The organism is Nocardioides sp. NPDC057577 (assembly GCF_042801335.1).
In the GTDB taxonomy this organism is placed as follows: domain Bacteria; phylum Actinomycetota; class Actinomycetes; order Propionibacteriales; family Nocardioidaceae; genus Nocardioides.
This window is the reverse complement of sequence record NZ_JBHVGB010000088.1, coordinates 1-22,812: the sequence shown is the minus strand read 5'-3', so window position 1 is coordinate 22,812 and position 22,812 is coordinate 1. Positions and strand designations below refer to the sequence as shown.

Annotated in this window: 23 protein-coding genes; 13 read left to right on the top strand and 10 right to left on the bottom strand. The window is 69.7% G+C overall.

Features of this window, described 5'->3' with window-relative positions; genetic code table 11:
- Positions 1 to 4 precede the first annotated feature (4 nt).
- The 5 genes from ACFU7D_RS17565 to ACFU7D_RS17545 all read right to left on the bottom strand — a co-directional run bounded on the left by ACFU7D_RS17565 (position 5) and on the right by ACFU7D_RS17545 (position 3,920).
- Positions 5 to 673 (bottom strand): nitroreductase family protein, encoded by a 669-nt coding sequence (locus ACFU7D_RS17565; protein ID WP_378869320.1) that lies wholly within the window; start codon positions 671 to 673, stop codon positions 5 to 7.
- A gap of 29 nt (positions 674 to 702) precedes the next feature.
- The gene (locus tag ACFU7D_RS17560; protein WP_378869317.1) at positions 703 to 1,464 is read right to left on the bottom strand and encodes a sulfite exporter TauE/SafE family protein; all 762 of its coding nucleotides are present in this window, start codon (positions 1,462 to 1,464) and stop codon (positions 703 to 705) included.
- Entirely contained in the window at positions 1,465 to 2,544 is a 1,080-nt protein-coding gene (locus ACFU7D_RS17555) for an SPFH domain-containing protein (protein ID WP_378869315.1), read from the bottom strand. It abuts the gene before it with no gap.
- Between the two features lie 47 nt (positions 2,545 to 2,591).
- Positions 2,592 to 3,053 (bottom strand): NfeD family protein, encoded by a 462-nt coding sequence (locus ACFU7D_RS17550; RefSeq protein WP_378869313.1) that lies wholly within the window; start codon positions 3,051 to 3,053, stop codon positions 2,592 to 2,594.
- Between the two features lie 69 nt (positions 3,054 to 3,122).
- Entirely contained in the window at positions 3,123 to 3,920 is a 798-nt protein-coding gene (locus ACFU7D_RS17545) for an ABC transporter ATP-binding protein (protein WP_378869310.1), read from the bottom strand.
- 53 nt (positions 3,921 to 3,973) lie between these two features.
- Between ACFU7D_RS17545 and ACFU7D_RS17540 the strand changes: the two genes are divergently transcribed.
- Both ACFU7D_RS17540 and serB read left to right on the top strand, forming a co-directional pair.
- The gene (locus ACFU7D_RS17540) at positions 3,974 to 4,744 is read left to right on the top strand and encodes a hypothetical protein (RefSeq protein WP_378869307.1); all 771 of its coding nucleotides are present in this window, start codon (positions 3,974 to 3,976) and stop codon (positions 4,742 to 4,744) included.
- Between the two features lie 34 nt (positions 4,745 to 4,778).
- A complete protein-coding gene (gene serB / locus ACFU7D_RS17535; RefSeq protein ID WP_378869305.1) occupies positions 4,779 to 6,023 on the top strand; it encodes a phosphoserine phosphatase SerB in 1,245 nt (414 codons plus the stop codon).
- 258 nt (positions 6,024 to 6,281) lie between these two features.
- On the opposite strand, the gene ACFU7D_RS17530 is transcribed toward serB, so the two are convergent.
- From ACFU7D_RS17530 to fabG, 3 genes are read right to left on the bottom strand one after another with little or no spacing between them, the layout of a single operon-like run.
- Complete coding sequence (locus ACFU7D_RS17530) at positions 6,282 to 6,788, bottom strand: SixA phosphatase family protein (RefSeq protein ID WP_378869302.1); 507 nt, start codon at positions 6,786 to 6,788, stop codon at positions 6,282 to 6,284.
- Positions 6,789 to 6,806: 18 nt separating this feature from the next.
- Positions 6,807 to 7,580: an enoyl-ACP reductase FabI gene (gene fabI, locus ACFU7D_RS17525; protein WP_378869299.1), complete on the bottom strand. Its 774-nt coding sequence runs from the start codon at positions 7,578 to 7,580 to the stop codon at positions 6,807 to 6,809.
- 2 nt (positions 7,581 to 7,582) lie between these two features.
- Positions 7,583 to 8,281, bottom strand: a complete 699-nt coding sequence (fabG, locus tag ACFU7D_RS17520) for a 3-oxoacyl-ACP reductase FabG (protein WP_378729312.1) — start codon at positions 8,279 to 8,281, stop codon at positions 7,583 to 7,585.
- 170 nt (positions 8,282 to 8,451) lie between these two features.
- Between fabG and ACFU7D_RS17515 the strand changes: the two genes are divergently transcribed.
- The 3 genes from ACFU7D_RS17515 to ACFU7D_RS17505 are packed head-to-tail and all read left to right on the top strand — an operon-like array spanning position 8,452 to position 9,932.
- Positions 8,452 to 8,775 carry a DUF3099 domain-containing protein gene (locus tag ACFU7D_RS17515; RefSeq protein WP_378729271.1) on the top strand — a complete coding sequence of 108 codons (324 nt, stop codon included), beginning with the start codon at positions 8,452 to 8,454 and terminating at the stop codon, positions 8,773 to 8,775.
- Positions 8,775 to 8,969, top strand: coding sequence for an acetone carboxylase (locus tag ACFU7D_RS17510; protein WP_091041080.1), 195 nt, complete (start codon positions 8,775 to 8,777; stop codon positions 8,967 to 8,969). Before ACFU7D_RS17515 ends, ACFU7D_RS17510 begins: the two co-directional genes overlap by 1 nt.
- Positions 8,970 to 8,993: 24 nt before the next feature.
- Entirely contained in the window at positions 8,994 to 9,932 is a 939-nt protein-coding gene (locus ACFU7D_RS17505; protein WP_378869296.1) for a nucleoside hydrolase, read from the top strand.
- A 76-nt stretch (positions 9,933 to 10,008) separates the two neighbouring features.
- Here the strand turns inward: ACFU7D_RS17505 and moaA are convergent, their stop codons facing one another.
- On the bottom strand, positions 10,009 to 11,028 hold the full coding sequence (moaA, locus tag ACFU7D_RS17500) for a GTP 3',8-cyclase MoaA (RefSeq protein ID WP_378869293.1): 1,020 nt from the start codon (positions 11,026 to 11,028) through the stop codon (positions 10,009 to 10,011).
- Between the two features lie 66 nt (positions 11,029 to 11,094).
- Between moaA and ACFU7D_RS17495 the strand changes: the two genes are divergently transcribed.
- Genes ACFU7D_RS17495 through ACFU7D_RS17485 form a run of 3 tightly spaced genes read left to right on the top strand, consistent with a single transcriptional unit; the run spans position 11,095 to position 16,541 of the window.
- Entirely contained in the window at positions 11,095 to 11,982 is an 888-nt protein-coding gene (locus ACFU7D_RS17495) for an SURF1 family protein (protein WP_378869290.1), read from the top strand.
- A 42-nt stretch (positions 11,983 to 12,024) separates the two neighbouring features.
- Positions 12,025 to 13,806, top strand: coding sequence for an HSP90 family protein (locus tag ACFU7D_RS17490; protein ID WP_378869287.1), 1,782 nt, complete (start codon positions 12,025 to 12,027; stop codon positions 13,804 to 13,806).
- Positions 13,803 to 16,541 carry a hypothetical protein gene (locus ACFU7D_RS17485; protein ID WP_378869284.1) on the top strand — a complete coding sequence of 913 codons (2,739 nt, stop codon included), beginning with the start codon at positions 13,803 to 13,805 and terminating at the stop codon, positions 16,539 to 16,541. The genes ACFU7D_RS17490 and ACFU7D_RS17485 overlap by 4 nt, the downstream gene beginning before the upstream one ends.
- A gap of 29 nt (positions 16,542 to 16,570) precedes the next feature.
- Here the strand turns inward: ACFU7D_RS17485 and ACFU7D_RS17480 are convergent, their stop codons facing one another.
- Entirely contained in the window at positions 16,571 to 18,454 is a 1,884-nt protein-coding gene (locus tag ACFU7D_RS17480; RefSeq protein ID WP_378869281.1) for an ABC transporter ATP-binding protein, read from the bottom strand.
- A 230-nt stretch (positions 18,455 to 18,684) separates the two neighbouring features.
- On the opposite strand from ACFU7D_RS17480, the gene ACFU7D_RS17475 reads away from it, so the two are divergent.
- The 5 genes from ACFU7D_RS17475 to ACFU7D_RS17455 are packed head-to-tail and all read left to right on the top strand — an operon-like array spanning position 18,685 to position 22,788.
- Complete coding sequence (locus ACFU7D_RS17475) at positions 18,685 to 20,193, top strand: ATP-binding protein (RefSeq protein WP_378869278.1); 1,509 nt, start codon at positions 18,685 to 18,687, stop codon at positions 20,191 to 20,193.
- A complete protein-coding gene (locus ACFU7D_RS17470) occupies positions 20,183 to 20,569 on the top strand; it encodes a roadblock/LC7 domain-containing protein (RefSeq protein WP_091041067.1) in 387 nt (128 codons plus the stop codon). The genes ACFU7D_RS17475 and ACFU7D_RS17470 overlap by 11 nt, the downstream gene beginning before the upstream one ends.
- A 14-nt stretch (positions 20,570 to 20,583) precedes the next feature.
- The gene (locus ACFU7D_RS17465; protein ID WP_378729260.1) at positions 20,584 to 20,943 is read left to right on the top strand and encodes a DUF742 domain-containing protein; all 360 of its coding nucleotides are present in this window, start codon (positions 20,584 to 20,586) and stop codon (positions 20,941 to 20,943) included.
- A 46-nt stretch (positions 20,944 to 20,989) separates the two neighbouring features.
- Positions 20,990 to 21,511, top strand: a complete 522-nt coding sequence (locus ACFU7D_RS17460) for an ATP/GTP-binding protein (RefSeq protein WP_378729311.1) — start codon at positions 20,990 to 20,992, stop codon at positions 21,509 to 21,511.
- A gap of 44 nt (positions 21,512 to 21,555) precedes the next feature.
- A complete protein-coding gene (locus tag ACFU7D_RS17455; protein ID WP_378869274.1) occupies positions 21,556 to 22,788 on the top strand; it encodes a hypothetical protein in 1,233 nt (410 codons plus the stop codon).
- Positions 22,789 to 22,812: the final 24 nt, after the last annotated feature.

Here is a 22,812-nt window from a genome sequence, read left to right as displayed (position 1 = left end):
GCCATCAGTCGTCTCTCAGCGGTGTCCCTGCGTACGTCTCCAGGGTGACGAACTCCTCGACCGGCTGCCTGCGCAGCCTGGTGAGCTGCTTGACCGGCCTGCCCATCGGGACCACCGCGGCGACGGCATGTCCCTCGGGAGCGCCGAGCAGCTCGAGGAGCGCCGGCTCCTCGGCGACCGCCATCGTGGTGATCACCCCACCGAAGCCCTCGTTGCGCGCGGCCAGGAGCGTGTTCCACACCAGCGGATAGACCGAGGCGCCGGAGACGACGCCCACCCGGTCCAGCTCCGAGTCGATCGAGGCGACCACTGCCAGGTCGACGAGGAAGACGAGCACCACCGCAGCCGTACGCAGCGGCTCGGTCATCCCGCGCGGCACCCGGGTCGCGGCGATCTGCTCGTCGGTCACCGCCGTCGGGTGCACCGTGTTCCACGGCATCTCCCCCGACCGCTGCTGCGCGAGGTATCTGCGGGCACCCGTCCCCGTCAGCTCGACCAGACGCTCGCGGGTCTCCTGGCTGCGTACGACCACGACGTGGGCGCCCTGCCGGTTGCCGCCTGAGGGCGCGAACCGGGCGTTGTCGAGGATCCTGGCGAGGATCTCGTCGGGCAGCGGGTCGTCGGTGAAGTCGCGTACGGCATGGGTGGTCCGCATCGCTTCGTAGAGCTCCATGGCTCTATCCCAGCAGACTCAGCCCAGGCTCAGCCGATGAGGAACGCGACCAGCGCGGTGATGCCGACCACGACGATCACACCGCGGAGCACGTTGGGCGGCAGCCGGCGGCCGATCCTGGCACCCAGCAGACCACCGATCGTGGCGCCGACGGCGATCAGGGCGGCGATCTTCCAGTCGACATCGGCAACGAGGGCGAAGATGAGCCCGGAGATGCCGTTGGTGATGGCGACCAGGATGTTCTTGAGCGCGTTGAGGCGCTGCAGCGACTCGGCCACCCCGATGCCGATGATCGCGATCATGAGCACTCCCTGAGCGGCACCGAAGTAGCCGCCGTAGACGCCGAGCATCGCGATCGCGGGCCAGACCCACCAGCGCTCGCTGCCATCGGCGGGTGCGTCGCCGTGGCGCTTGGCGACCCAGCGGGAGATGCTCGGACCGGTGATCACCAGGACCACCCCGAGCCCGATCAGCACCGGGACGATCGCCTCGAAGGCACCCGGTGGCAGCACCAGCAGCAGGATCCCGCCGACCGCGCCACCGATGAGCGCGGCCACCCCGAGCCGCAGGATCCGCCCGCGCTGACCGGCGAGCTCGCGACGGTAGCCCCAGGCGCCGGCCAGCGAGCCCGGCACCAGGCCGATCGTGTTGGACACGTTGGCGACGACCGGCGGTACGCCGAAGGCCAGCAGCGTCGGGAACGTGATCAGCGTCCCGGAACCGACGGCAGCATTGATGGTGCCCGCCCCCACCCCGGCGATCAGGATGAGGGCGGACTGAAGAGGATCCACTTAGGCGGTCGGCTCTGCAGGAGGCTTCGGCCGGTTGGGGGCCTCGGCCTCCTTGGCCTCGGCCAGCGCCTGCTCGACGGCCTTGGCCGCGGCGGACTGCTCGAGGTCGAGCTTCGGCTCGGCCGGGCCCATGTCGACGCGCTTGACCGGGCCCTCGACCTCGTCCGGGATGCCCTTGAGGCTGTTCATCGTCGAGCCGAGGCCCTCGAGCGCGGCGCCGATCTCGCTCGGGATGATCCACACCTTGTTGGCGTCGCCCTCGGCGATCTTCGGCATCATCTGCAGGTACTGGTAGGCCAGCAGCGACTGGTCGGGGCGGCCGTCGTGGATCGCCTGGAAGACGGTCTGGATGGCCTGGCCCTCACCCTGGGCACGCAGGATCGCGGCCTCCCGGTCGGCCTGCGCCGCGAGGATCTGCGACTCGCGCTGACCCTCGGCGTTGAGGATGGCGGACTGCTTGTTTCCCTCGGCGGAGAGGATCGCGGACTGGCGCTGACCCTCGGCGGTGAGGATCGCGGCGCGCTTGTCGCGGTCCGCGCGCATCTGCTTCTCCATCGCGTCCTTGATGGACATGGGCGGGTCGATCGACTTGATCTCGACGCGCTTGACCTTGATGCCCCAACGACCGGTCGCCTCGTCCAGGACGATCGAGAGACCGGAGTTGATCTGCTCGCGGCTGGTCAGCGTCTCCTCCAGGGTCATGCCACCGACGATGTTGCGCAGGGTGGTCATGGTGAGCTGCTCGACGGCCTGGATGTAGTTGGCGATCTCGTACGTCGCCGCCACCGGGTCGTTGACCTGGAAGTAGATGACCGTGTCGATCGAGACGGTCAGGTTGTCCTCCGTGATCACCGGCTGCGGTGCGAACGCGACGACCTGCTCACGCATGTCGATCATGTAGCGCACCTTGTCGACGAACGGGATCACCGCGTTCAGGCCGGGGTCACGCTTCGACTGGAACTTGCCGAAGCGCTCCACGATGCCGACCCGCGCCTGCGGGATGATCTTGATCGTCTTGGCCAGCGTGGTGATCACCAGCACCGCCAAGATGACCAGGAGGGCCAGGATGATGCCACCCATTGCCAATCAGTCCTTGTCTGTTCGTTGTGCGTCAGGTTGCCCGGAAGCTACGGAGTCCCGAGCTCCGGAAGAGGATGGACGTACGCCGTCGCTCCTCTGATCTCGAGCACCTCGACCGGCGTGCCGGCCGCGATCACGAGCGTCTCGTCATAGGGCTGAGCGGTCCAGAGCTCGCCCTCGAGCTTGAGCTGCCCAGGCTTGTGGGCGCTGATCTCGACGGGCGCGATGGCCCGGACACCGATCAGCTTCTGCGCGCCGATCTGGATCTCCGGGCCGTTGTGGAGCCGCCTGGCCAACCCCGGGCGTACGACCGCGAGCATGGAGACAGAGACCGCCATAGCGACGATCGCCTGGATCACGAAGCTGTCGGTGAACGCGCCGGTCAAGGCACCCGCGAAGGCGCCGGTGGCGAGCATCAGCAGGATCAGGTCGAGGCTGAAGAGCTCTCCGACGACGAGCAGCGCTCCGAGTGCCGTCCAGATCGCCCAGTCCCAGTCCTGCCAGTCCATGGGCGTCACCCTATCCAGACGGGCCATGCGTTGTGGGGACGTTCGGGTACCGACTTCTTAACGTTCGGTCTACCGGGTGTGACGGGCGCGACGCTTGGCCCAGAAGCGGCCCTCGCTGGCCTCGAGCTCGAGCGGCATACCGAAGGTCTTGGAGAGGTTGGCCGAGGTCAGGGTGTCCTCGATGAGCCCCTGGGCGGTGATCCGGCCGGAGCGCATCATCAGCACGTGGCTGAAGCCGGGCGGGATCTCCTCGACGTGGTGGGAGACGAGCACGGTCGCCGGGCTGTCGGGGTCGTAGGCAAGCGTCGACAGCGTCGAGACCAGGTCCTCGCGACCGCCCAGATCGAGCCCGGCGGCGGGCTCGTCCAGGAGCAGCATCTCGGGGTCGACCATCAGCGCGCGGGCCAGCTGGACGCGCTTGCGCTCGCCCTCGGACAGGGTGCCGAACCGGCGCTCGCCGAGGTGCTTGATGCCGACCTCGATCAGCAGTGCCTGGGCACGGTCGTGGTCGAGGTCGTCGTAGTGCTCACGCCAGCGCCCGACCACGCCGTAGGAGGCGCTCACCACGACGTCGCGGACGAGCTCGTGGCGCGGGATCCGGTCGGCGAGCGCCGCGGAGGTGAGGCCGATGCGCGGGCGCAGCTCGAAGACGTCGATGCGGCCGATCTGCTCGCCGAGCACCTTCACGACGCCTGAGGTCGGGTGGAGCTGGGCCGCGGCCGTCTGGAGCAGCGTGGTCTTACCGGCGCCGTTGTGGCCCAGGATGACCCAGCGTTCATCCTCCTCGACCACCCAGCTCACAGAGTCGAGAAGGGCGTTGCCCCCGCGGCGTACGGTGACGTCGGTGAACTCCAGCACGGCTGCCATGGCGGCAAATCTATCGGCAGGGGTTGGCCGGCTCGGGGTTAGGGTAGGCGCCTGTGAGCGTTGACGAATCCGAGTCGCTGGAGACCACGCCGGAGACACTGCGGCTGGCCTGGTGGGTGACTGCGTGGCTGCGCGGTGAGGCGGTCACCGACCTGGTGCTCGACGCGGTGATCGGGCCCGATGCGACCCATACCGTCAGCGGGCTCGCCGCGCTCGGGCTCGGTGGCACCGAAGGGGTCGCGGACACCCTGGTCAGCGGGATGGGACGGCTGCGTACGGAGGGGGCGACCGGTGTCGGGGTCGCGTTCCCGGCCGAGGGCGACCCGGTCGGGCTGGGTGGGCCGCGGGCCTTCAACTCGGCCGCGATGGAGGCCGGGGAGGCGGCGGTGTGCGACGCCGGCATCGGGCTCGTTCCGGTCCGCGTCGGCGCGGTCGTCGAGTGGCAGGCGTACGCGGCTTCCCGACGTCAGCTGCCCGACGTCGGTGAGGCCGACCGTGCGCTGCGGCTCGCGCTGAGCGAGTCTTCGACGGCGCTCGCCGAGCTCGACGTCGCCCGGTGGCGGCCCGAGGTCGCCGACCGCTTGATGAACCTTCGTCACCGGCCCTCCCTGGCCGGGGCTCCCGGCGTGCCGCCGCGGTGCGTGGAGCTCGCTGCTCGTGGCGTACAGGCCCGAGAGATCGTCGCGGTGGCACTCGAGGACGACGGCGGCGCCGTGTCCGCCTCGGAGATGCTCCGGCGGCGAGAGGCGCTGGTCGGCCTCGACCGTGCGGCACGGAGGGCGCTCACCGCGGCGGGATCGCCCGAGGTGTGGCCGCCGAACTGAGACGCGGGGGCCGGCTCCACTAGGCTTTGCAGCGATGACCGAGGAATTCGACGCGCTCGAGCGCCGTCCCGACACTCTGCTGATCACCCTCGCCGGAAACGACCGTCCCGGGCTGACCTCGGCCACCCTGGCGACGCTCGCGTTGGCGGGGGTCGACGTGGTCGACCTGGAGCAGATCGTGCTGCGGGCGCGGCTCGTGCTCGGGCTCCTGGTGACCGCGCCGGCCGACGCGGCGAGCACCGACGCGCTCAAGCACGCGATCGAGGAGACCGCCCACGCTCTCGACATGACCGTCGAGATCGAGGAGGGCGTCGGCGACACCCCGCGGGAGCCCGCCGACCGCGCCCGGGTGACAGTGCTGGGCCTGCCGCTGAAGGCTGCCGCGCTCGCGTCGGTGACCCGCACGATCGCCTCGGCCGGCGGCAACATCGACCGGATCATCCGGCTGGCCCGCTACCCGGTCACCGCCTTCGACCTGCACGTCTCCGGTGCGGCTCCCGACGAGCTGCGCGTGACGCTGGCGGCCGAGGCCGCCGCCCAGGGCGTCGACATCGCGGTGCAGCCCGCCAATCTGGTCCGTCGCGGCATGCGCCTGATCGTCATGGACGTCGACTCGACGCTGATCGACGGCGAGGTGATCGAGATGATCGCCGCCCACGCCGGCTACGAGAAGGAGGTCGCCTCGGTCACCGAGGCGGCCATGCGCGGCGAGCTCGACTTCGAGGAGTCGCTCCGCGGGCGGGTGAAGTATCTCAAGGGTGTCCCCGCGACCGCGTTGGACGAGGTCTACGCCGGCCTGCAGCTCAACCCGGGAGCGCGGACGATGGTCCGCACCCTGCGCCGCCTCGGCTACCGCTTCGCCATCGTCTCCGGCGGGTTCTCGCAGATCACCGACCGGTTGGCGGCCGACCTCGGCATCCACTACGCCCGCGCCAACGAGCTCGAGATCGTCGACGGCGTGCTGACCGGTGAGGTCGTCGGCGAGGTCGTCGACCGCGCCGGCAAGGCTCGCGCGCTTCGCGAGTTCGCCGCCGAGATCGGCATCCCCGAGGCCGCCACTGTCGCCATCGGCGACGGCGCCAACGACCTCGACATGCTCGCCGCCGCCGGCCTCGGGATCGCCTACAACGCCAAGCCCGCGGTCCGCTCCGCCGCCGGCACCGCCATCAACGTCCCCTACCTCGACACGATCATGTACCTCCTCGGGATCTCCCGTGAGGAGATCGAGGCCGCCGACGCCGAAGCCGGCATCGTCACCCCCGCCCCACCCCTCATCTGAGACCCTGCCGAGGCGTCACGTAGGTCGGCCGAGGCGTCACTCGCGTCGGCCGAGTGGCACGCGAGTGACGTCTCGACCGACGCGAGTGACGTCTCGACCGCACAACCTCAGACTCAGTCCGGGTACCCGCCCAAGCCGATCTGTCGAGACGTCACTCCCGCTGGCCGAGGTGGCAGCAGTGTGACCTCTCGAGCAACGTACGTGACGTCTCGGCCGACGCGCCTGACGTCTCGCCCGACGCGGGTGACCTCTCGGCGGTCAGGCTCGGCCGACGTGGAGGGCGGTGACGGAAGCCTCGGCCTCGTCGAGCTCGGACCAGTCGCCGTCGTAGGTGAGTACGGCGACGGCGGCGGTCGGGAAGCCGAGGGCGAGCTCGTTGCCGGCCTCGTCGTCGCCCTCGCCGTCGTCCAGGAGCTGCACGAGCGAGAACACGGTCGGGTTGTGACCGATCACCATGACCGTCGAGATGCCGTCATCGACGCCGCGGACGAGGTCGAGGGCGGTGGAGGTACCGGCGGCGTACAGACCCTGGTCGTACTCGGCCAGCGTCAGGTCCCACGACGCGCCGAGCGCGACGTCCTCCCAGGTCTGGGTGGTGCGGTCGGCCGCCGAGACCAGGGCGTAGTCCGGGACCACGCCCTGCTCGGCCAGCCACTTCCCCGCCGCGACCGCGTCGGCATGGCCGCGCTCGGTCAGCTGGCGCTCGTAGTCGGTGGGTGCCGACGACTCCGCCTTGGCGTGCCGCATGATGACAAGGGTCCGCATGCGGGCAACCCTATGACCTCACGCCCCCAGCGAGTGATAGCCCCCGTCGACGTGGATGATCTCGCCGGTGGTCGCCGGGAAGAAGTCCGAGATCAGCGCGCAGACGGCCTTCGCGGTCGGGCCCTGGTCGGTGTTGTCCCAGCCCAGCGGCGCCCGGGTGCCCCAGCCCTCGTCGAGCTCCTCGAAGCCCGGGATGGCCTTGGCGGCAAGCGTCTTGAGCGGCCCGGCGGAGACGAGGTTGCAGCGGATCCCGTCGGGACCGAGGTCGCGGGCGAGGTAGCGCGAGGTCGACTCGAGCGCGGCCTTGGCGACACCCATCCAGTCGTACGCCGGCCAGGCGATCGTCGCGTCGAAGGTCAGCCCCACGATCGACGAGCCAGGGGACAGCAGCGGCCGGGTCGCCATCGCGAGCGACTTCAGCGAGTAGGCGCTGACCTGGACCGCCTGGGAGACGTCGTCCCACGGGCCGTCGAGGAACCTGCCGCCGAGGAGCGTCTCGGGGTTGCCGTACGCGATCGAGTGCACGACCCCGTCGAGCCGCTCGACGCCCTCGGCCCGGAGCGCGTCGGCGAGGCCGTCGAGGTGCTCCTGGTTGGTCACGTCGAGGTCGAGGACCGGCGGCTCCTCGGGGAGCCGCTTCGCGATCCGCTTGGTGATCGACAGCGCGCGGCCGAAGTTGGAGATCAGGACGCGGGCGCCCTGCTCCTGGGCCACCTTCGCCACCGCGAAGCCGATCGAGGAGTCCATCGTGACCCCTGCGACGAGAACAGTCTTGCCGTCCAACAAACCCATGATCAGTGCCCCATTCCAAGTCCGCCGTCGACCGGGATCACGGCCCCGGTCACATAACCCGCATCAGCCAACCACGTCACGGCCGAGGCCACCTCGTCCGGTGACGCGTAGCGCCCCAACGGCACCCGGTCCGTGATCGCCTTCTGCTGCTCATCGGTCAGGACCGCGGTCATCTCGGTCTCCACGAATCCCGGCGCGACCACGTTCGCGGTGATCCCCCGCGAGCCGAGCTCACGCGCGAGCGAGCGGGCCATGCCGACCAGCCCGGCCTTCGACGCCGCGTAGTTGACCTGGCCCGGGTTGCCCAGCAGCCCGACGACCGAGGAGATGAAGATGATCCGTCCGCGGCGCAGCCGCAGCATGCCCTTCGAGGCGCGCTTGGCGAGCCGGAACGACGCGGTCAGGTTGGTGTCGATCACCGAGGTGAAGTCGTCCTCCGACATCCGGAGCACGAGGGTGTCCTTCGTGATCCCGGCATTGGCGACGAGGACCTCGACGGGTCCGTGGGCGGCCTCGGCGGCGGCGTACGCCTCCTCGACGGCGGCCGGGTCGGTGATGTCACACACCAGGTCCAGGGCCCCTTCCGGAGCCCCGCCCTTGCGGGAGGTCACGGCCACGTTGTCGCCGTTGGCCACGAAGGCCTCGGCGATCGCCCGGCCGATGCCGCGGCTGCCGCCGGTGACAAGCACCGAACGGGGCAGCTTGCTTGTGGGGTTTTCACTGTCAGTCACAGGCGCGACGGTAGCGATTACTTCGGCGTACGACCAATGTCTTGGATTTGCTTGTGAGAACCATCCAAAGTCCATCGGAGCGCCCCTGTCGGGTCCGCACCATTGACCGGAGGCCATCGGCCACGACCTAGACTGGCGGTATGTCCAAGGCACAACCGATCAGGATCACCACCGCAGGCCGTAGCCGCGCCGAGGACATCGCCATGCGCCAGAAGCGCTACGCCATCTCGATGTCGATCCGCTCGCTGTGCTTCATCGGTGCCGTGATCGCCGGTCTGGCCGGCATCGGCTGGCTGTGGCCGATCCTGATCGCGGCGGCCCTGATCCTGCCCTACGTCGCGGTCGTCATGGCCAACGCGACCAACACCAAGAGCGACGAGATGAACCTGATGGACTCTCCCTACGGCCCCCGCCAGCTCGAGAGCGGACGTGAGCAGCAGCTCCACGAGAAGGACGAGCGCTGATGGGCGCGCTCGACTCCGACCTGTGCTCGGCCAAGGGCTGCCAGGACCCCGGTTCGTGGGAGCTGCAGTGGAACAACCCCAAGATCCACACGGCCGATCGGCGTAAGATCTGGCTCGCGTGCGAGACCCACAAGGAGTCGCTCAGTGACTTCCTGGGAGCGCGCGGATTCCTCAAGGACGTCGTCCCTCACTAGTTGTTCCCCCGGAGAGGTCGTGCGTTGAACCCGATCCCTGTGCTCCTCGACTGCGACCCCGGCCACGACGACGCCATCGCCATCCTGCTGGCCCTGGGCAGCCCGCACATCGACCTGCTCGGCATCACCACCACGTTCGGCAACTGCCGGGTGGAGAAGGCGACCTACAACGCCCAGCGGATCCTGGCGCTGGCGCAGCGGCCCGATGTCCCGGTCGCCACCGGAGCCGCCGGGCCGCTGGCCGGCGAGACCCACATCGGCGACTTCATCCACGGCGCGACCGGGATCGACGGTCCCGACCTCCCCGAACCGCTCGCTCCCCCGGTCGCCGCCGGAGCGGTCGAGTTCCTGCGTACGTCCCTCCTGGCCGCCCCGGACCCCGTCACCGTCGTCGCCACCGGACCGATCACCAACATCGCGGTGCTGCTGCGTGACCATCCCGAGGTCGGCCCGAAGATCGCCGAGATCGTCTTCATGGGCGGCTCGACCGAGCGCGGCAACACCACGCCGGCCGCCGAGTTCAACGCCTACGCCGATCCTGAGGCGCTCGACCTCGTCCTCACCAGCGGCCTCCCGATCCGGATGGTCGGGCTCAACCTGTCCCACCAGGCGCTGGCCACCCCCGACGTCGTCGCGCGGATGCGGGCCATGGATCATCCGGTCGGCCGGGCGTGCGCCGACCTGATGGGCTTCTTCGGCGGCACCTACTCCGACGTCTTCGACTTCGCCGCTCCCCCGGTCCACGACCCATGCACCATCGCGGCTCTCATCGACCCCGGCCTGATCACCTGGCACAAGTCGTTCGTGGCCGCCGAGACCGAGGGCCGCTGGACCCGCGGCGCCACCGTCGTCGACCTGCACGGCCGCCTCGACGCACCGCCCAACGCCCAAGTCGCGATCACCCTCGACGTACAGGCCTATTGGGACCTCGTCCTGGACGCCCTGGACCGCGTAGGCACCTGACGAGGCGTCACTCCCGTCGGCCGAGGCGTCAACACGGCGCCAACTCGGCCGACGCGGGTGACGCCTCGGCTGGTGGTCAGCCGCCGATGGCGGACATCGGACGGTCGGGCTGGAGGAAGCCGAGGTCGTCGATGCCGTGACCGGCGCGCTTGCCGGCCATGGCGGTGACCCAGCGGGCGGCGAGATCGGCGTCGGAGGCGCCGGCACGAAGTGGCGTACGCAGGTCCGACTCCGAACGCGCGAACAGGCAGTCGCGCACCTGCCCGTCGGCGGTGAGGCGCACCCGGTCGCAGTCGCCGCAGAAAGGGCGGGTGACGGAGGCGATGATGCCGACCTTGGCCGGGCCACCGTCGACGTAGAAGAGCTCTGCAGGGGCGCTGCCGCGGGGCTCCTCCGCGGGCGTCAGCTCGAAGGCCGCCGACAGCGCCGCCAGGGTCTCGTCGGCGGTCACCATCTTCTCGCGCGACCAGCCGTGCTGGGCGTCGAGAGGCATCTGCTCGATGAACCGCAGCTCGTAGCCGCGCTCGACCGACCAGCCGAGCAGCTCGGCGGCGTGGTCGTCGTTGACTCCCCGCAGCAGGACGGCGTTGATCTTGATCGGGCCCAGACCGGCGGCGGCCGCGGCCTCCAGCCCGGCGACCACGTCGGCCAGCCGGTCGCGGCGGGTGATCTGCGCGAAGGTCTCGGGCCGGATCGAGTCCAGCGACACGTTGACCCGGTCGAGCCCGGCTTCGGCGAGCGACCCGGCCATCTTGGCCAGCCCCAGCGCGTTCGTGGTGATCGAGAGCTCCGCCTCGGGAGCGATCTCCCGGGTGCGCGCGACGATCGAGACGAGCCCGCGGCGCACCAGCGGCTCCCCACCGGTGAACCGCACCTCGCGGACCCCGAGGTGACCGGTGGCCACTCCGATCAGCCGGACCACCTCGTCCTCGGTGAGCACCTCGTCACCAGGCAGCCAGTCGAGCCCTTCGGCCGGCATGCAGTAGGTGCACCGCAGGTTGCAGCGGTCGGTCAGAGAGACCCGCAGATCTGTCGCGACCCGGCCGAACCGGTCGACGAGCCTCTGCTCGGTCTGATCTGTCGGGGAGGTCGTCATCACACCAGTCTAGGCAGGCTGGACCCGGATCGTGAGTGAGGACCGCATGCCAGTTAGTCTCGTCGGGTGAGTTCGTTCCGTTTCCTGCTCAGCCGACGCTGGGCCGGTTTCACGGTGTTCGTGCTGATCCTGGCCTACGGGACCTGGTGGCTGGGCCAGTGGCAGTTCGACCGTCTCGAGGACCGCAAGACCAGCAACCAGATCGTCCGCACCAACGAGCACGCCGAGGCGTCGCCCGTCTCCGACGTGCTGGCCCCAGGCCGCGAGGTCTCCGAGGAGGACGAGTGGCGGCGGGTGACCGCGACCGGGACGTACGCGGTCGACGACACGATCGTCTGGCGCTACCGCACCCCCGACGACGCGAAGGGTGTCGACATCGTCGTCCCGTTGGTGCTCGCCGACGGCAGCGCGGTGCTCGTCGACCGCGGCTGGCTCCAGACCGAGTCGCAGGACGAGTTCGAGGACCTCCCGGCACCGCCCTCGGGTGAGGTCACGATCACCGGCTGGGTGCGCGCCGACGGCACCGGCGACTCCACCGACGTCGCCCAAGTCGACGGCTACCACGCCACCCGCGCGCTCTCCTCGACCCAGGTCGCGAAGGTGGTCGACGAACCGCTCCTGACCGGCTGGCTCCACCTCGACACCGAGTCCCCCGAGCCCGCCACGCAACTGCGCCCGGCCGACCTGCCCGAGCTCGACAACGGCCCCCACTTCTTCTACGGACTGCAGTGGTGGTTCTTCGGCATCCTCGCGATCGCCGGGTTCTTCTACCTGATGTACGACGAGCGGCGCACTCAGCGCCAGGACGCCCCTGCACAAGACGATGACACCGCCGCCGACGACGGCCACAACGACGAGCGTGCCCGCAAGAAAGCGGCCAAGCTCGCCCAGAAGCAGGCCGTGAAGGCGGCCTACCAGGCGGCGTACGAGAAGGAGCGGGAAGCCCGCCGATAAACCCCCTCCAGCATGTCGGTGGCCTCGGTTACTCTGCACGCTGTGTCAGAAGCACGGAACTTCCAGGTCGATCTCCACGGACTCGTCGATCTACTTTCCCACCACCTCTACTCGAGCCCGCGCGTCTACCTCCGCGAGCTTCTCCAGAACGCCGAAGACGCGATCACGGCTCGTCAGCTGGAAGACCCGGACGCACCAGCGGAGATCAGCATCCGGACGTTCGCCGGCGGGCTGGAGGTGCGCGACAGTGGCATCGGACTCACCGTCGATCAGGTCTCTGAGCTGCTCGCCACCATCGGTCGCAGCTCCAAGCGCGACGAGATCGGTTTCGCTCGGGAAGAGTTCTTGGGCCAGTTCGGGATCGGCATGCTCTCCGCTTTCATGGTCGCCGACGAGATCGCGGTGACGACGAGGGCAGCGAACGGGTCCACGACCCTGTGGGTCGGGACGGCCGACGGCCGTTACACCGTGACCGAGGCACCTGAGCGCGACGAGGTCGGGACAACCGTCTCGCTGACCGCGAGGCAGGGCGCCGAGCAGTGGGTCGACCCCCAGTCCGTACGCGACTTGGCACTCTTCTTCGGCTCCATGCTGCCTGTGACGATCACCGTCGATGACGAGCCGATCAGTGACGGCGTGGCCCCATGGGATCCTGCCGGGACGAGCGGCGAGCGCAAGGCCCGTCTGGTCGGCTATGCCCAGGACGAGCTGGGGTTCACACCGTTCGACGTGATCGACCTGAAGGTGCCCGCTGCCGGCCTCGACGGGGTCGCGTTCGTGCTCCCATTTCCCGCCAACCCCGCTGAGCGCGCCACCCACCGGGTCTACCTGAAGAGGATGCTGCTCTCCGAGAGCCTGGAAGGACTGCTGCCCGACTGGGCGTTCTTCGTGCGCTGTCTGATCGATACCTCCGAGCTACGCCCGACTGCGAGCCGCGAGGCTCTCTACGACAGCCCCCATCTGGAGGAGACCAAGGAGGCGCTGGCCGAGCAGCTACGAGGTTGGCTCGTACGGCTGGGTGCCACCGATCCCCGGCGACTCAGCGATTTCCTCCGCATCCATCAGCTCGGCGTGAAGGCGCTGGCCCTGCACGACGACGCGATGATGGAACTGGTCGAGCGGTTCATTCCCTTCGAGACCAACCAGGGCAGGATGACCCTTCATGAGGTCCGCGAGCGCGCCGCGGAGATCCGCTACGTAGCCTCGGTCGACGAGTTCCGCCAGATCGCGGGTGTGGCGGCCGCACAGGGGATGCTCCTCGTCGATGCGGGCTACACCTATGACGCCGACCTTCTCGAACGACTTGCGTCTGTGCATCCCGACGTGATCGTCGCCCGGTTCGACCCGACCGAGCTGGCCACCGCCTTCGAGGCGCTCGATCCAGCGACCGAGCTGGATCTTCGGCCGTTCGTCGCCGCCGCGGAGAAGGCGCTCGCGCCGGTAGGCTGCGAGGTGGCTGTGCGCGCCTTCGACCCGCCCACGTTGCCGGTTCTCTACCTCGTGGACCGCTCCGCGGCCTTCGCAGCCGAACTGCGCGCCACGCGGGAAAAGGTCGACGGGCTGTGGGCGGGGGTTCTCGGTGCGCTCGACACCCACGATGAATCCAAGCCACAGCTGGTTCTCAATCATCGGAGCCCTCTCGTGCGCCGCCTCTCCTCTCTCGCCGACGACGGTGTCGTGGGGCTGGCTGTCGAAGGGCTCTATGGACACGCGCTCATGCTCGGCCACCACCCGATCCGCCCGGCCGACTCCGCCCTCGTCAACCGGTCGTTCCTCGGCCTGCTCGAGCAGGCCGTCCCCTCCGCCACCAAGGACACTCCGTGACCGATCTCCACGACCTCTTCCACCAAGCCCAGAACCTTCCGTACGGAGCCGCGCGCACTGCGGCACTAGAGGCGGTCGTCCAGCGGGCCGACTCCGAGGCATCGGAGTCGACGCTGCCGTTCGAGGCGCGGATCCAGCTGACGTACGCATATCGTCGCAGCGGCGAGACTCTGAAGTCATTCGTCCCGTTCGCTTGGTGCACCTCGGCCTTCGACGGTGACCCAGCGCGTTACGCCGACCAGAACCACTCGTTCCTGTGGGCGATGAAGTGGCAACCAGCGGCTCTCACGTTGTTCCCGGAAGTGCCGATGGACCAGGCTATGGCGGTGCTCGCGGACATGGAGCGCCGATTCCGCGCCGGCGGCCACAGCATGTTCGCCGTCCATCAGCTGCGGCTCGCGATCCTGCAACACCTCGGCGAGCGGGAGGAGGCCGCGGAGGAGCACCGGCTGTGGGGCCTGACGCAACGCGACGACCTGTCCGACTGTGCGGCCTGCGTACCCTCGGCCGAGGTCGACTATCTGACATGGGTGGGTCGCCACGAGGACGCGATCCGGATCGGCGACCCGGTGCTCAGGGGTCAAGCGTCCTGCTCTGAGCAGCCCCAGGGTCTGATGACTGATCTGCTGCCGGCCTACGTCGCCACCGGCCGTCTCGACGAGGCCGCCTCGGCCCATCGCCGCGCCTACCAGGCGCTGCGCAACGACCGCGGCTCGCTCGGTTCGATCGGCCGCCACATCGAGTTCCTCGCCCGCACCGGCAATGCTGGTCACGCACTGGCGATCATCGAGCGACACGTCGGCTGGCTGGACGCCGCAGACACACCCTCGGCGGAAATGCACTTCGCTGCCCACGCCAGCCATGCGCTTGGCCGGCTTCCGGAGGGCACCGCGGTCCGCGACCACGGCGTCATCCGACCAGCTGCCGAGCTGGCCGCCGAACTGTCAGAGCGGGCGCGCGCTCTGGCGGCCCGATTCGACGCGCGAAACGGCAACAGCCACGTCTCCGAACTGATCGACGACTCGCTCGGTGCCGAGGCGTGGCTCGAGGAACTGCCGCTGTCGGCGACCGCCCGGCGGGCCGCCGAGATCCGGCGCAAGGCCATTACTACTCCCGTCGAGCCGATCCTCAGCGAGGCTCCCGCCGACGACCTCACTCCTGACGGCCTGCTCGACCATTTCGACGCACGCTGGATGGTCAAGGACCGAGAAGGCGCCGAGCTCGCGGTCGAACGGTTCGAGGCCGACGTGGCCGAGGGTGACCGCACCGTGCACCAGGCCGGCCGACTGCTGGAGGCGCGCGGCCTGCTTACTCAGCGAGATGGCCTGGAGGGGCCGGTCGAGCTGTGGCGACAGGCGCTCGAGCTGCTCGACGGCGTCGATGATCTGCGTGCGCTGCGGTGCCGTGGCCGGATCGGGTCGGCCCTCGGCCACCTCGACCAGGCCGACGAGGGGACCCTGATCGGCGAGGAGCCGCTGCGTCGGCTCATGACCGAGGACACCTCCGAACGTCGCCTCGCGTGGGCGGGCCGCCTCGGCGTACTCCTGATGCAGTGCGACCGGGCCGGCGAGGTCGAGCAGGTCCTCGGGACGAACGCTCAAGCAGGTGGGCACCCTGACGACGTGGCCTGGACCATGCAGATCCGCGCCGATGCGGCCCTGGCCGTCGTTCTCAACGCGGCGGAGGACAGTCACGACCCCGATGCTCACCAGGACGGGATCAACCGGGTCGCCGCGCTCTATGACCAGGCCCTCGCCGCTGGACAATCGGCCGGTGGCACAGCCGAGATCCAAGCGCTGTGGAACCGAGGCCGGTTCCGGCTCTACCACCAGCCAGAGGCTGAGGAAGGGGCAGCCGACGACCTGACCGAGGCGGCTGCTCAGGGCGGCGCTCTCGGGATGCGCAACGGCTACCTGACACTCGACCTCCTGCAGGCGCTGCTCGATGCCGGACGCAACGAGGAAGCCGCCCACGTGGGTGAGGAGGCTGACCGGCTCGTCCCCGACGAGGGCCCCGAGCGGCATACCGTCCACCATCTCCTCGCGGTCGCCTACGACCGGCTCGGCCAACCTGAAACCGCCCTCGAGCACATCGCCACCCGACTGGTGCTGTTGGCCTCGAACGACCCCGAGCAGGCCGACGAGACCGCCAACTCCGACCGCGCGGTGCTCCACGATTGGCGTGGAAAGCTGCTCGACCGGCTCGACCGCGACTCCGAGGCGGCCGATGCCTTTGAGCTGGCCTCGCGACTCTTCGACCAGACCGGTGACAGCAATCAACAGCTCCTGACCCTTCGGCGGGCTGCCACCAGTGCCTCATGGACCGGCGACGAGGAGCGTTCCAGCGCGCTGCGCGAGCGTGCCAAGGCGCTCCTGCCGCGCCTCGCCGACGACGGCGCTCACCCCGCCTATGTCACCTTCCAGCTGGGTGGTCTGGCTTGGGACGGCGCCCGCGCGGCTCACCACGCCGGACGCACCGAAGTCGCCATCGGGCTTCTCCACGAGGCTGAGCGTCTCTACCGCGAGAGCGGTCAGGATGCTTACGCGGTCGACGCCGTCGTCTATCGCGCGCAGCTCGGCGACCCGGTGCCGAGCACTGAGCTCCAGCCAGTCTTCGACGACGCCGAGGAAGGCAGCGGATTCTGGCGCAACGCCGGCTACCAGCTCGTTGACGCCCTCCGGAGGGAGGGAAACGCGATCACCGCTGACGAACTGCAGGCCAAGCTCGACGGCTGAACCGGGGCCGGACCTGACGACTCGGCGATTCAGCGCCGGAACTGCGTCTCGTAGAGCTCCGCGTAGAGCCCGCCCGCGGCGAGCAGCGACTCGTGGGAGCCCGACTCCACGACCCGTCCGTCCTCGACGACCAGGATGCGGTCGGCGGCGCGGATGGTGGAGAGCCGGTGGGCGATGACGATGGACGTACGTCCCTCCAGCGCGGCGTCCAGAGCGGTCTGGACCGCGGCCTCGGACTCGGAGTCGAGGTGGGCGGTGGCCTCGTCGAGCACCACGATGTGGGGTGCCTTGAGCAGCAGCCGGGCGATCGCGAGCCGCTGGCGCTCGCCGCCGGAGAGGCGGTAGCCGCGGTCACCGACGACGGTGTCCAGACCGTCCGGGAGCCCCTTGATGACCCCGGCGACCTGGGCGGCCTCGAGGGCGGCCCAGATCTCGTCGTCGGAGGCACCGGGGCGGGCGTAGAGCAGGTTGCCGCGCACGGTGTCGTGGAACATGTGGGCGTCCTGGGTGACGTAGCCGACCGCGGCCTCCAGCGACTCCAGGGTCACCTCGCGCACGTCGAGGCCGCCGACCTCGACCGCCCCGGAGCGTACGTCGTAGAGCCGCGCGATCAGGTGGGTGATCGTCGACTTCCCGGCACCGGAGGGACCGACCAGGGCGACCATCTCCCCCGGTTCGGCCGCGAAGTCGATGTCGGAGAGCACCTCGCGCACCTCCCGGCTCTCCGGCCGCGCGATCGTCTCCAGGGAGGCGAGCGAGACCTCCTCGGCGTGCGGGTAGGTGAAGGCCACGTGGCGGAACCGCACCGACGCGGCGTCGGCCGGCACCTCGACCGCGTCGGGCTTCTCCTTGATCAGCGAAGGCAGGTCGAGGACCTCGAAGACGCGGTCGAAGCTGACCAGCGCGGTCATCACGTCGATGCGTACGTTGGAGAGCGCCTGCAACGGCCCCAGCAGCCTCACCAGCAACAGACCGAGCGCGGTCAGGGTGCCGAGCGTGACGTCGCCCTGGATCACCATCCAGCCGCCGACTCCGTAGACCAGCGCGGTCGCCAGCGCCGGCACCACCTGCATGGTCGCCCCGAACAGGCGGGTCAGCAGCGCGATCCGAATGCCCAGGCGGCGTACGACATCGGCGCGCTGGGCGAACGCGGCGTCCTCCTCCTCGCGGCGGCCGAAGAGCTTGAGCAACAGGGCGCCGCCCACGTTGAACCGCTCGGTCATCGTCGTCGCCAGCGCCGCGTTGCCGTCCATCTGCTCGCGGGTCAGGCCGGCCAGGCGACGGCCGACCCAGCGCGAGGTCAGGAACAGGATCGGGAACAGCGCAACGCACATCAGCGTCACCTGCCACGACAGCACCAGCATCGCCGCGCCGACCACGACGAGGGAGATCAGGTTGGAGACGCTGTTGGACAGGGTCGAGGTGAAGGCCCGCTGTGCGCCCAGCACGTCGGTGTTCAGGCGGCTCACCAGCGCGCCGGTCTGGGCCCGGGTGAAGAAGGCCAGCGACTGGCGTTGGACGTGGCCGAAGACCTGGGTGCGCAGGTCGAAGATGAGTCCCTCACCGATGCGGGTCGAGAGCCAGCCCGAAACGATCCCGAATCCCATGTCGACCACGGCCACCAACGCCATCGCAAGGGCCAGCCACACCACCAGCGAGACGTTCTGCTCGAGCACACCGTCGTCGATGAGGCGCTGGGTCAGCAGCGGGGTCACCACGACGAGCGCGGCGTCGAAGACCGTGAACACCAGGAACGCGCTGATCAGGGCCCGGTGCGGCCTGGCGTAGGAGACGACGCGCTTCAGCGTGCCCTTCGGCAGCCCGCGCTGGAGAACCGTCCGGTCGGCACGCAGGTTGCGCATGATTCCGCCGCCGCCCATCGCCCCGCCGCTCGCACCGAAGCCTGGACCCATTTGTGACACCCCGTCACCTTAGTCGCCCGGGCGGATCCGGCCGCGTCGAGGATGCATCGTCGAAATATGGTCAAAATCACCCGCGGTAGGTGACCAAGCGCTCTGTTGGTGATATGAAGTGGAGCGCGTGTGTGCGCCGGTCTCCGGGGACTGGATCAGGATTCGTCCAGACCGCCCTGAACCCGCGGGTTCATGCCCTGACTGTTCACCCCCACACCAGGTGCCCTGACATGACCCGACCACTCCTGGCCCGACTCCACCGAGCCGGTCCATGGTTCTGCAGTACCGCGATCGTCCTCTTCGTCGCGCTCTCCCCCGTCATCTTCGTCACCACCTCCGGTGATCAGTGGTTCTGGCCCTGGATCCTCGCCGGCGTACCCGTCGTCGCCCTCACCCTGTGGCTCACCGCGATGGCGTACGACCGCACCCCAGCCCCCGCCGAGGCGTCAGCCCCGTCGGCCGAGGCGTCGCTTACGTCGGCCGAGACGGCACTCGATGACACCTCGGACGACGCAAACGACCTTTCGGCCGACGTACCTGACGTTTCGGCCGACGTACCTGCCGTCTCGGCCGACATACCTGACGTCTCGGCAGGAACGGCTGGGCGGGGCGGAGATGCCGGGATGCGGGTGGCGGTGCTGTCGCTGTCTCGCAAGGTGCAGGCGTCGGCGCACCGGATCCAGGAGGAGTCGACGCGGATGGTGGCGAAGTTCCCGGCCGAGCCGGATGTGCTCGAGGCGGGGATGCGGGTCGACCATGCGGCGGCGCAGCAGGCGCGGCTGGCGCAGAGCATCGCCACGCTGTGCGGGGAGCAGCCCGGGCAGCACTGGCGCGACCCGCTCGCGATCGCCGACGTCGTACGCGGCGCGGCCGGCCGGATCACCGCCTACCGCCGGGTCCGGGTGGAGGGCGACCCGCCGGTGGCGATCCAGGGTGCCTACGTCGAGCCGCTGATCCACCTCGTCGCCGAACTCCTCGCCAACGCGACCCAGTCCTCGCCGCCCGCGACGGAGGTGCTGGTCACGATCCGTTCCGTACGCCGCGGCGCTGCCCTCGAGATCGACGACGCAGGCGTCGGCATGGACGAGACCAACCTGGCCTGGATGCGCGAGATCGCCTCCGGCACCCGGCAGGTTCGCCTGCACGACCTCGGTGAGATCCCGCAGACCGGCCTGGCGGTGGTCGGCACCTACGTACGCCGACATGGGTTCCGCGTCGATCTGACCGAGTCCGTCCACGGTGGCCTGCGGGTGGCCGTCCTCGTCCCCGAGTCGATGACGGCCTCGCTGACCCCGGCCGTTCCGGAGCAGGTGGCGCCGCGTACGCCGGTCTCGACCCCGGTCCCCTCCTCGCTCCTGACACGAGCGCCGAAGGCACCACCGGCCTCGACGACGCCGGCCTGGCCGGTCTACACCACCGCGGAGGCACCCGATCCCGTCCCCGACCACCAGCAGCGCGAGTCCTCGCTGTTCACCTCCGACGGCCTGCCGCAACGCCGCTCGAAGCGCGGCCAGCGCTTTGCGACCGGACAGCAACAGGCCGTGAGCCACCCCGTCCAGGCGCGCCCGGAGCCGACCGCTGAGCAGGCCGGCGCCTGGATGAGCAGCTTCCTCAGCACCCCGGTCACGCCCGCGACGGGCACGACCATCCCGCACCAGGCCGTCGACCGCATGGACGGCAGCACCGCCGCGGAGACCGATTCCGCACCCGAGAACCACTGGAGGAACCATGACCGATGAGAACAGCTGGATGCTGGAGCTGGTCGCGGGAGTACGCGGCGTACGTCATGTCGTGGTCCTCTCCGCCGACGGGCTCGTCCGGGTCCGCACGAGCCACACCCCGCGCGAAGAGGCCGACAAGCTGGCCGCGGCGTGCGCCGGACTGACCTCGCTCGGCCACGGGATCAGCCGCCAGTTCGGCGCCGATGCCCACCCCCGTCAGGTGATGGTGGAGTTCAACGGCGGCTTCCTGTTCATCCGTGGCGCCGGCGACGGCTCCCGCCTCGCGGTGGTCACCGAGATGAGCATCGACCCGGCGCTGGTCGCCCAGCAGATGCAGGCGACCGTGCTGATGATCGGGGAGCGCGCGATGAGCACCCCGAGACGTTCGGTCTGAGCAGATCCGAGCCGATGCCCGACGCCGCTGACGACTACGTCGACCACCCGATCCGGTCCTACGTCCGGACGGGCGGTCGTGCCCGCCCGACCCACCGGCTGACGCCGGCGACGCTGCTGCTCGGCCACACCAGCCCGGCTGCGGCCCCCGCGGAGGTCGGCCGCCAGGAGCGCGAGGTCCTCTCCCAGTGCCTCGGCGTGATCTCCATGGCCGAGATGGCCGTCCATCTCGGCCAGCCGGTCAGCGTGTTGGCCGTGATCGCCTCGGACATGATCGACGCCGGCCTGATCGGCGTACGCCCCGACAGCGACACCGCCACCGGCCCCTCCCGCGAAACCCTCCAGAAAGTCCTGCATGCTCTCAACCACCTCTGACGACAACCGCTACCTAGCGCCGACGGTGGTCGAGTCGGTCAAGATCTTGGTGGTCGGCTCCTTCGGGGTCGGCAAGACCACGCTGATCGGCTCGGTCAGCGAGATCGAGCCGCTGCGGACCGAGGAGTCGATCACCCAGGCCAGCGAGGGGATCGACGAGATCGCGGCGACCCCGGAGAAGACGACGACCACGGTCGCGATGGACTTCGGCCGGATCACCCTGACCGACGAGATCGCGCTCTACCTGTTCGGCACCCCCGGGCAGCGCCGCTTCTGGGACCTGTGGTCAGGCCTCGCCGAGGGCGCCGCCGGTGCCCTGGTCCTGGTCGACACCCGCCGCCTCGAGGACTCCTTCGAGGTGCTGGACCAGCTCGAGACGCGTACGTCCCTGCCGTTCGTGGTCGCGATCAACCAGTTCCCCGGCGCGCCGAACTACGAGCCCGACCAGATCCGCACGGCGCTCGACCTCGATGACGAGACCCCGATCGTCGTGTGCAACGCCAAGAACCGCAACGCCTGCGCCCGTGCGCTCGCCGCGCTCGTGCGCCACGCGCTGAAGACGCACTGACCCGATCACTCGCCCCGATCACACGACCCGAACAGGCACCCGCGATGACTCCCACCCGCACCGTACGTCTCGCCGACCTCACCGACCTGATCCAGGCACCCGACACCGTCGGCCCTCGGGCGAGGCAGGTGCACCAGCGGCTCCGGGCCGAGTGGGGTCCAGTCGCCCCCGGCGAGCTCTCCCCCGGCGTACGCGTCTGGTTCGCGATGGGATATGCCGAGTTCAGCGAGGTCATCCGCAACGAAGAGGTCTTCTCCCGCAACGGCGACAACTGGAGCGCGGTGCAGGAGGGCAAGATCCTGCCGGACATGCCGATCTACCCCTTCGTGACCACCCGGCAGAACTCCTTCCACAACGACGGCGAGCTCCGGCGACGGCTGCGCTCGCCGGTCGACCGGGCCCTCTCGCGGGTCGACGAGCACGGCTACGCCGCGAAGGTACGCAGCATCTGCAACGACCTCGTCGACGACATGCTCGAACGCGGCGAGGCCGACCTGGTCCAGGACTACGCCGTGCTGATCCCGTTGCTCTCGGTCGCCGCGATGTTCGGCATGGGTCATGAGGTGGGCGACTCGATGCGCAAGGCGGCCCACAAGGTTCTCGGCGGCGGCCAGCTCGCCCAGGAGGGGGTCATCGAGCTCGCCGTCGAGATCGTCGACCACATCGCCAAGCGCCGCCGGGACCCCCAGGACGACCTCACCTCGCACCTGATCGACGACCCCGGCCTGTGGGACGACAACGAGGTCATGGAGGCGATGATCGTGATGATCATCGCCGGCAACGAGCTGACCATCGCGACCATCACCCAGACCCTGCTGCTGATGCTCTCCGACGAGCGTTTCGCCGGCCGGCTGCGCGGCGGCCGCCTCGACGTCGACCAGGCGATCGAGGAGGTCATGTGGCGCGACCCGCCGTGCTACAACATCACCCCGCGGTTCGCGCTGCGCGACGTCGAGCTCGGCGGTCAGCTGATCCGCAAGGGCGACGCGGTGGTGCCGTGCATCGCGGCGGCCAACGTCGACCCGATGATGACCGGCGGCGACCCGTGGCTGGAGATCGGCAACCGCGCCCACATGTCGTGGAGCGCCGGCCCCCACTCCTGCCCCGCCCAGCGGCCGGGCACCATCATCGTGCAGGCGGCCGTACGCACCGTGCTGGAGCGCCTCCCCGAGGTCTCCCTCGCGGTGCCCGCCGACCAGGTCGAGCGCAACACCGACTCGCTCTCCTACCGCTACCCGACCTCGATGCCGGTGACGTTCGTCCGCACCCTGACCTGATGCCCGAGTCGGCTCGTTCTAACG